7 protein-coding genes are annotated in these 7,876 nt (G+C 62.1%); 6 read left to right on the top strand and 1 reads right to left on the bottom strand.

What is annotated here, in order from left to right; translation table 11 throughout:
- Positions 1-26 precede the first annotated feature (26 nt).
- Genes ctaA through V7Q10_RS12885 form a run of 4 tightly spaced genes read left to right on the top strand, consistent with a single transcriptional unit; the run spans position 27 to position 4,265 of the window.
- Positions 27-1,178, top strand: coding sequence for a heme A synthase (gene ctaA / locus V7Q10_RS12870; protein WP_442885874.1), 1,152 nt, complete (start codon positions 27-29; stop codon positions 1,176-1,178).
- Positions 1,175-2,653: a carboxypeptidase M32 gene (locus V7Q10_RS12875; RefSeq protein WP_333869512.1), complete on the top strand. Its 1,479-nt coding sequence runs from the start codon at positions 1,175-1,177 to the stop codon at positions 2,651-2,653. Before ctaA ends, V7Q10_RS12875 begins: the two co-directional genes overlap by 4 nt.
- Positions 2,650-3,843 carry an MFS transporter gene (locus tag V7Q10_RS12880; RefSeq protein ID WP_333869513.1) on the top strand — a complete coding sequence of 398 codons (1,194 nt, stop codon included), beginning with the start codon at positions 2,650-2,652 and terminating at the stop codon, positions 3,841-3,843. The genes V7Q10_RS12875 and V7Q10_RS12880 overlap by 4 nt, the downstream gene beginning before the upstream one ends.
- Positions 3,840-4,265 (top strand): PaaI family thioesterase, encoded by a 426-nt coding sequence (locus V7Q10_RS12885; RefSeq protein ID WP_333869514.1) that lies wholly within the window; start codon positions 3,840-3,842, stop codon positions 4,263-4,265. Before V7Q10_RS12880 ends, V7Q10_RS12885 begins: the two co-directional genes overlap by 4 nt.
- Positions 4,266-4,286: 21 nt before the next feature.
- Here the strand turns inward: V7Q10_RS12885 and V7Q10_RS12890 are convergent, their stop codons facing one another.
- Positions 4,287-4,664: a bactofilin family protein gene (locus tag V7Q10_RS12890; protein WP_333869515.1), complete on the bottom strand. Its 378-nt coding sequence runs from the start codon at positions 4,662-4,664 to the stop codon at positions 4,287-4,289.
- 176 nt (positions 4,665-4,840) lie between these two features.
- On the opposite strand from V7Q10_RS12890, the gene V7Q10_RS12895 reads away from it, so the two are divergent.
- A complete protein-coding gene (locus V7Q10_RS12895; protein ID WP_333869516.1) occupies positions 4,841-5,824 on the top strand; it encodes an agmatinase in 984 nt (327 codons plus the stop codon).
- Between the two features lie 21 nt (positions 5,825-5,845).
- Complete coding sequence (locus V7Q10_RS12900) at positions 5,846-7,501, top strand: amidohydrolase (protein ID WP_333869517.1); 1,656 nt, start codon at positions 5,846-5,848, stop codon at positions 7,499-7,501.
- The last annotated feature ends 375 nt before the right edge of the window (positions 7,502-7,876 follow it).

Here is a 7,876-nt window from a genome sequence, read left to right on the forward strand (position 1 = left end):
CTGGCGCAAGCTAGATGGGGATGGCGATGGCCAAGACGCGCGCGATTTTTGAAGAGGTTGAGGCGAAAGCCCCAGAGCCGCCAAAGGGCGGCGGCATTGACGGGCGCGGCAAGGGCGCGCGGCGTGGAATTCGGGCTTGGCTGGTGGGAATTTTCCTGCTGATCGTGGTGATGATCGCGGTTGGTGGGCTGACACGGCTGACGGATTCGGGGCTTTCGATCACCGAATGGAAACCTGTCACCGGCGCCATCCCGCCTTTGAACGAGGCCGATTGGGCGGTGGAGTTCGCCAAATATCAGGCCAGCCCGCAATATCTTTTGATGAACAGCCAGATGACGCTTGAAGCCTTCAAGGGCATTTTCTGGTGGGAATGGGGCCATCGGCAGTTGGGCCGTCTGATCGGCTTGGTCTGGGCGCTGGGCTTTGTGGGCTTTTGGGCGGCGGGCAAAATTCCGGTCGGCTGGACCGGTCGGTTGTTTGGCGTTGGCGCGCTGATTGGCGTGCAGGGCGCGCTGGGCTGGTGGATGGTGTCTTCGGGGCTGGTGGGGTCGATGATCTCGGTTGCCTCTTACCGTTTGGCGACGCATCTGGGCATGGCCTTTGTTATTCTGGGGCTGGTGGCTTGGTATGCGCTGTTGCTGGGGCGCAGCGAGGCCGAGCTGTTGCAGGCGCGCCGTGCAGGGTCGCGCAAGCTGTTTGGCATGACCACGGGGCTGATGCATTTTGCGTTTTTGCAGATCGTGCTGGGCGCCTTGGTGGCCGGGATTGACGCGGGGCGCTATTTCCCAACCTGGCCCGATATGAACGGGCAATTCTTTCCGGCGGATGCGTTTTATCTGCCCGATGGCGGCGCGGTGTGGCAGGCGTTTTTTGAAAATGCGGGGCTGGTGCAGTTTATGCACCGGATGGCGGGCTATCTGTTGGTGATTTATGGGGTCGTGGTCTGGCTGCGGGCGCGCAAGGCCAGCCAGCCTTCGACGCGGATGGCCTATCATCTGGTTGTGCTGATGTTGCTGGCCCAGATGACCCTTGGCATCTACACAGCGCTGTCGGCGGCACAGGTGCATCTGGCGATCACGCATCAGATTGGTGCGGTTCTGCTCTGGGTTTTGATCCTGCGCGCAAGGCATTTGGCGGCCTATCCGTTGGCTGGATCTATCAGAAAGGGCACCGCATGACCAATAACACCGCCTTTGCCGAGCTGATGGCGCATCAGCGTCAGACCGAAGCTTTGGGCAAGATCGCCGAGCGTTTGGGCTGGGATCAGGAAACCATGATGCCCGAAGCCGCAGCCGAACAGCGCGGCGAAGAGCTGGCCGCGATCGAAGGCGTGCTGCATGCGCGGCGCACCGACCCGCGGCTGGCAGATTGGCTTGACGCCGCCCAAGCGCCCGATGCGGCGGGGGCTGCGATCTTGCGCGAGCTGGCGCGCAGCTATGCGCGTTCGGTGAAAATTCCTGCCGATTTGGCGCAAGAGCTGGCGCGCGTGACTTCGGTGGCGCAAGGCGTTTGGGCCAAGGCGCGGGCGGCGGATCGGGTGGCCGATTTCGCGCCGACCTTGGCGCGGGTGATTGATCTGCGCCGGCAAGAAGCGGCCTGTTTGGCACAGGGCGGCGATCTTTATGACGCATTGCTGGATGACTACGAACCCGAAGCCACCGCGCAAAGCATCGGGGCGATGTTTGACCGGATGCGGCCAAGGCTGGTGGCGCTGCGCGAGGCGGTTTTGGGCGCAGATACGCCCAAGGCGTTGCAGGGCAGCTTTGCCAAGGACGGCCAGCTTGCGCTTGCGCGCGAGGCCGCAACGGCCTTTGGCTATGACTGGAGCCGCGGGCGGCTTGATCTGGCGGTGCATCCTTTCAGCTCGGGCGGCGGCAATGACAGCCGGATCACCACGCGGGTGGTCGAGGCGGACCCGTTCAACTGTCTTTATTCGACCATCCACGAGGTCGGCCATTCCAGTTACGAGCTGAACATCGACCCCGCCTACGGCATGACGCCGCTGGGGCACGGGGTGTCGATGGGCGTGCATGAAAGCCAAAGCCGGATCTACGAAAATCAGATCGGGCGCTCGGCTGGCTTTACCGATTGGCTTTATCACCGCATGGTGGCGCAGTTTGGCCCGCTGAACGTCGAAGGGCCCGAGGCGTTTTACGCCGCCGTGAACCAAGTGCGCGCAGGCTATATCCGCACCGAAGCCGACGAGGTGCATTACAACCTGCACATCATGATGCGCTTTGATCTGGAACGCGCGCTGATTGCCGGCGATCTGGGCGTCGCCGATCTGGAAGCCGCTTGGAACGACCGCTTTTTGGCCGATTTCGGTGTGGCGGTGGATCGGCCTTCGCATGGCGTGTTGCAAGATGTGCATTGGTCGGTGGGGCTGTTTGGCTATTTCCCGACCTATACGCTGGGCAATGTCTATGCGGGCTGTCTGCATCAGGCGATGCGGGCGCAGGTTGCGGGCTTGGACGCAGCCTTTGCGCGCGGCGATACCAGCGGTGCAGTGGGCTGGCTGAAAGAGCGGGTGCAACAGCACGGCGGTCTGCGCAAACCGCGTGACACCATCGAAATGGCCTGCGGCTTTGCCCCCACGGAAGCGCCGCTGCTGGACTATCTGGAGGCCAAGTTCAAAGCGCTGTACCGGCTTTGAGCGAAAGCCGGGTTGCGCGGGCGGTTTGGCTGCTGGCGCTGGGCCAAACCCTGATCTACGCAGGTGTTTACTATGCCTTTCCGGCGCTTTTGCCGGATTTGACCGCGGGCACCGGCTGGAGCGTGGCCGAATTGGCGCTGGGCCCGACGGTTGGCTTTTTGGTGATGGCATTGCTAACGCCTTTGGCTGGCGCTTGGGTTGATAGGGGTTGGGGCGGCGAGATGCTGGGCTTTGCGCCGGTTGTCGCGGCTTTGGGCCTGCTGGCTTTGGGCTTTGCTGGCAGCCCGCTGGTCTGGGTGCTGATCTGGGCCGTGATCGGCGTGGCGCAGGCCTGTTGCCTTTATGAAAGCTGCTTTGCTTTTTTGACGCGGCGCTTGGGCTTGGGCGCGCGCGCCGCGATCACCAAAGTGACTTTGGTTGCGGGGTTTTCCGGCACTTTGGCCTTTCCGCTGGGCCATTGGCTGGGCGGTGTCTTGGGCGGGCAGGCGGCTCTGATGGCCTTTGCCGTGCTGGTGCTGATTGGCGGGGGCGTCAATATGCTGGCGGTGCGCGATCTGCGCCGGTTGGAGCGCGCCGAGGATCTGCGCCCCGAACCCGATTCAGGCGCGCTGGGGCTGGCGATGCGCCGGCTTGCGTTTTGGGCGCTTGCGGTGCTGTTTGGGCTGGTTTGGCTGAACCATGGCATCTTGCTGACCTATGTTCTGATGCTGTTTGAAGATCGGGGGGCCTCGGGCGGGCTTGCGACTTTGGCGGCGGCAAGCATTGGGCCTGCGCAAGTTTTGGGGCGCTTGGCGCTGCTGCTGCAAGGCGCGCGCCTTAGCAATGCGTGGGCGACGGTTTTGTCTTTGCTGGCGATTTTTGCGGCAAGTCTGGCGCTGATCAGCGCGGGGGTCTTGCCCGGTTTGATCTTTGTTTTCGCCGCAATGCAGGGGGCTGGGGCAGGGTTGTTGTCAATTTTGCGGCCGGTCTTGGTGGCCGATATTCTGGGACGGCGCGGCTTTGGCGCGGTTTCAGGGGCGACATCGGTGGCGCCTATCCTTGCTTCGGCGGCAGCGCCTTCGGTCGGGGCGGCGCTGTTGCAGCTCGGTGGGCCTGGCGTGGTGCTGGGAAGTTGTCTTGGGCTGGCAGTCTTGGCGCTGGGCTTGGGCTTGGGTCTGATGCGAGGATCGGCAAGGGGGGCAGGGGCATGAGCCCATTAAAGATGACGGTGGCCGAATTGCAGGCGTTTTTGCACAGCGATATGCCGCAGATGGCGGATGATTTTTGGGTCGAGCGGTCGGATCAAGCCGGGCTATGTCTGCGGCTGCGGGTCAGCGAGCGGCACTTGCGGCCGGGGGCCACGGTTTCGGGGCCTGCGATGTTTGGGCTGGCCGATGTGGCGATGTATCTGGCGATCTTGGCGCGGATCGGGCCGGTGGCCTTGGCGGTGACCACCAATTGCAGCATCGATTTCATGCGCAAACCGCGTGCAGGCTGCGATCTGCTTGCCGAGGCGCGGATCTTGAAGCTGGGGCGCAGCTTGGCGGTGGGGGATGTGATGCTTTATTCCGAAGGACAAGCCGAACCCGTCGCGCGGGCGGGTTTGACCTATTCAATCCCGCCTGTCGGCTAAGGCGCCTCTGCGCCCGAAAATTTACGCGTTGGGCTTTGAAAACCGGCCTTCGATATGCGCGCCGCTTTCGATCACCAGCGTCGAATAGCTGACATCGGCGGCCACTTGCGCCGAGGCGCGCAGAGTAAAGCTGTTGGCATCAACGCGGCCATCAAGCTTGCCCTTCACTTCGATGCTGTCAGCTGCCACTTGGCCTTGCACACGGCCCTCGGTGCCGATGGTCAGGGTATGGGCGGCAATCGTGCCTTCCACCTCGCCCTGCACTTCGATGCTGCCCAAGCAGGTTACGTCGCCCACGATTTTGAGGTCGGGCGAAAAAACCGAGCGGTTGTTGCTGGCCGCCGAGCCGCTTGCGGGACGTTGTGGTGCGGCCGTTGGGTCGGCGGTTTTCGAGAACATGCGATTATCCTTAGAGGCAGTGTCTGACGCTCTGATAAGGACCGAAGGCGGCGGGCGGGTCAAGCCTTGGCATGCATGCGGGGTCGCTTATGGGCGAATGTGGTCGCAGCTTGGCTGACAATCGCCCAAGGATTTGATCTGATGCCGAAAAGAATCGACAGCAAAAGGCGGAAATCATGACAGGCAGAGCAAACGACGGATTTTTCGCACCGGTCTCGGGCTTCGATCTGCCTCGATTCGCGGGCATCCCCACCTTTATGCGCCTGCCGCATGTGCCCTTCGAGCATGACCGCTTTGGCGAGGTTGACATCGGGCTGATCGGCGCGCCTTGGGATGGCGGCACCACCAACCGCCCCGGCCCGCGCCATGGCCCACGGCAGTTGCGCGATCTGTCTACGATGATCCGCGCGATGAACGGGGCAACTTGGGTAGCCCCCTTTGATCTGTGCAACTGCGCCGATCTGGGCGATGTCGCGCCAAACCCCGCCGATCTGATGGATTCGATGGCGCGGATGGAGGCGTTTTACGACCGCGTTGTCGCTGCGGGCATTCTGCCGCTGACGGGCGGCGGCGATCATCTGTGCTCGCTGCCGATTCTGCGCGCGGTGGCGAAAAAGCGCCCCGTTGGCATGATACAATTCGACAGCCATACCGATTTGAACGACATCTACTTTGGCACCAGCCGCTATAACCACGGCACCCCGTTTCGCCGCGCGGTGGAAGAGGGGTTGATCGACCCCAAACGCTATTGCCTGATTGGCATTCGCGGCACGGCTTACGGGCGCGAAGATTGGGACTTTGCCGCCGCCAACGGCATTCGCATCATTCCGATTGCCGAGTTTCATGCCCGTGGCGTGTCCGATGTGATGGCCGAAGCGCGCGAGATCGTGGGCACCGGTGACACCTATATCACCTATGACATTGATTTCGTGGACCCGACCTTTGCGCCCGGCACCGGCACGCCCGAAGTTGGCGGGCCGAATTCTTGGCAGGCCTTGCAGGTGGCGCGCGAGTTGAAAGGCATCAAGATTGTCGGTGCCGATCTGGTCGAAGTCTCGCCGCCCTTTGACGCCAGCGGCGGCACGGCTTGGCTGGGCATTTCGATCATGTTTGAAATGCTCTGTGTGATGGCAGAGCGTTTGGCCGCAGATCGCGCCTAGGTGCTGCAAAAGGAGCTTGTGATGACAGAGCCAACAATCCTGACCAATGCGGTTGTGCTGACAATGGATGCCGCGCGCCCTCGGGCCGAGGCGGTGGGCTTTGCCGCAGGCCGGATTGTGGCGGTGGGCAGTCATGCCGAGGTGACAGCCGCGCTGCCCGACGCGCGGGTGATAGATGCAGGCGGGCGCAGCCTATTGCCGGGCTTTGTCGAAAGCCATTTGCATCTGGTCTTGGGCGGTGCCGAGTTAAGCCAGCTGCAACTGGGCGGCCTTTACGGCTTTGACGCCCTGCACAAGGCCTTTGCCGATTATGCAGCCGCCTTCCCACAGCGCCCGATTTTGCTGGCGCAGGGGGCAAGCTATGAAATCTTGGGCGCGCCAGTGACCCGCTCCGATCTGGACCGCGTGTTGCCTGATCGCCCGATCGCAATGATGTCGCCCGATCATCACACGGTTTGGGCCAATACCGCCGCTCTGACCGCCGCAGGCCTGCTGCATGGGGCCAAGATGCCGCATGGCCACGAGGTGGTGATGGCGCCAGACGGGCTTGCCAGCGGCGAGCTGCGCGAGTTCGAAGCCTTTGGCCCGATTCTGGCCTTGGGCGGCGAGGCGCATTTGCAGTTGGGCATTGCCACAGGGGCGGAACCCTCGCCCTGGCCGTCCGAGGCTATGCGCGCTGCGGATCGCGACAAGGTGGCGGCAGGGCTTGCGCATTGCGCAGCCCATGGCATCACCTCGATGGTGAATATGGATGGCAACCGCTACACCTGCGAGCTGCTGCGCGACTTAGAAGCCGAAGGCCGGCTGACGGCGCGGGTCAAGGTGCCGTTCCATTTCAAACCGCATATGGATCTGGCCGAGCTGGACCGTGCCTCGGCGATGGCGGCCGAATATTGTGGTGAATGGGTCAGCAGTGGCTTTGTAAAGATGTTCATGGATGGCGTGGTCGACAGCCGCACCGCCTTTATGCTGCACCCCTATCCTGACAGCGATATCACCGGCGCGCCGCTGTTCGATCCCGCCCGCTTTCGCGAGATCTGCACCGAAATCGATCGGCGCGGCCTGCAAATTGCTGTGCATGCCATTGGCGATGGCGCAGTGCGCACCACGATCGACGGCTACGAGGCCGCCCAAAGCACCGGCAACCGCGATCTGCGTCACCGCATCGAACATATTGAACTGATTGACCCCGCCGATATTGCCCGCATTCCGGCTTTAGGCATCGTGGCAAGCCTGCAACCGCCGCATGCCCCCGGGGCGATGGATTTCCCGATGTCGACGATGGGCTCGGTGATTGCACGCGATCGCTGGCAAGATGCCTATCTGTGCCGCAGCTTGGTCGAGGCGGGGGCGAAGGTTGCCTTTGCCAGCGATTGGCCGGTGACAGATGTCTCGGTGCTGCGCGGCGTGCAGGCGGCTTTGACGCGGCCAACCTACGAGGGGGCAGCCAACCAACAGATGGGGCTTTACGAGACACTCTACGCCTATACCGCCGGGGGGGCTTGGGCTGCGCATATGGAACATCTGACCGGCCGGCTGATGGTTGGCCTTGCCGCCGATCTGGTGCTGCTCGATGGCAATATCGAGACCACGGCGCCGCAAGATCTGGGCAATATGGGAATCGCCCTGACGATTGCAGGCGGAAAGATCACCTATCAGGGCACCCGAGTCGGCTAAAATCAGGGAATCGCCCCCCAGATTCGGCGCGTTTTGCTTCAATCTGCCAAAGACAGGGTTTTCTGCCGGCTGAAACCTTAGGCAGTCGCTGTGAAAAACCCCTATAAACATTGGGCGTAACAGAAAAAAGACAAGCAAACCGATTTTTCCACTTGCGGGCCCCAGCAACTCACCCTAGATAACGCCTCACCGAAGACGAACAGACGCAGCGATGCAGACGGACGGAAGCGGAAGCGAAGTTGAAATGCTCGCAAAGAATAACTGGAGATAAGATGGCAGATGCGCCCGAAGAGCGGGTGTGTTGTCAGTTTTGTGTCCTCGCTCTTTGACATTGATGGAATTGAAGGGATATGTGGGCGGTTTGGGCGCATCGGC

This window comes from Cypionkella sp. (assembly GCF_036782355.1).
GTDB lineage: Bacteria > Pseudomonadota > Alphaproteobacteria > Rhodobacterales > Rhodobacteraceae > Cypionkella.

Coding starts and splice junctions, on each gene's coding strand:
- ctaA (WP_442885874.1), top strand. CDS start 27: ATGGCCAAGACGCGCGCGATTTTTGAAGAGGTTGAGGCGAAAGCCCCA.
- V7Q10_RS12875 (WP_333869512.1), top strand. CDS start 1,175: ATGACCAATAACACCGCCTTTGCCGAGCTGATGGCGCATCAGCGTCAG.
- V7Q10_RS12885 (WP_333869514.1), top strand. CDS start 3,840: ATGAGCCCATTAAAGATGACGGTGGCCGAATTGCAGGCGTTTTTGCAC.
- V7Q10_RS12890 (WP_333869515.1), bottom strand. CDS start 4,664: ATGTTCTCGAAAACCGCCGACCCAACGGCCGCACCACAACGTCCCGCA.
- V7Q10_RS12895 (WP_333869516.1), top strand. CDS start 4,841: ATGACAGGCAGAGCAAACGACGGATTTTTCGCACCGGTCTCGGGCTTC.
- V7Q10_RS12900 (WP_333869517.1), top strand. CDS start 5,846: ATGACAGAGCCAACAATCCTGACCAATGCGGTTGTGCTGACAATGGAT.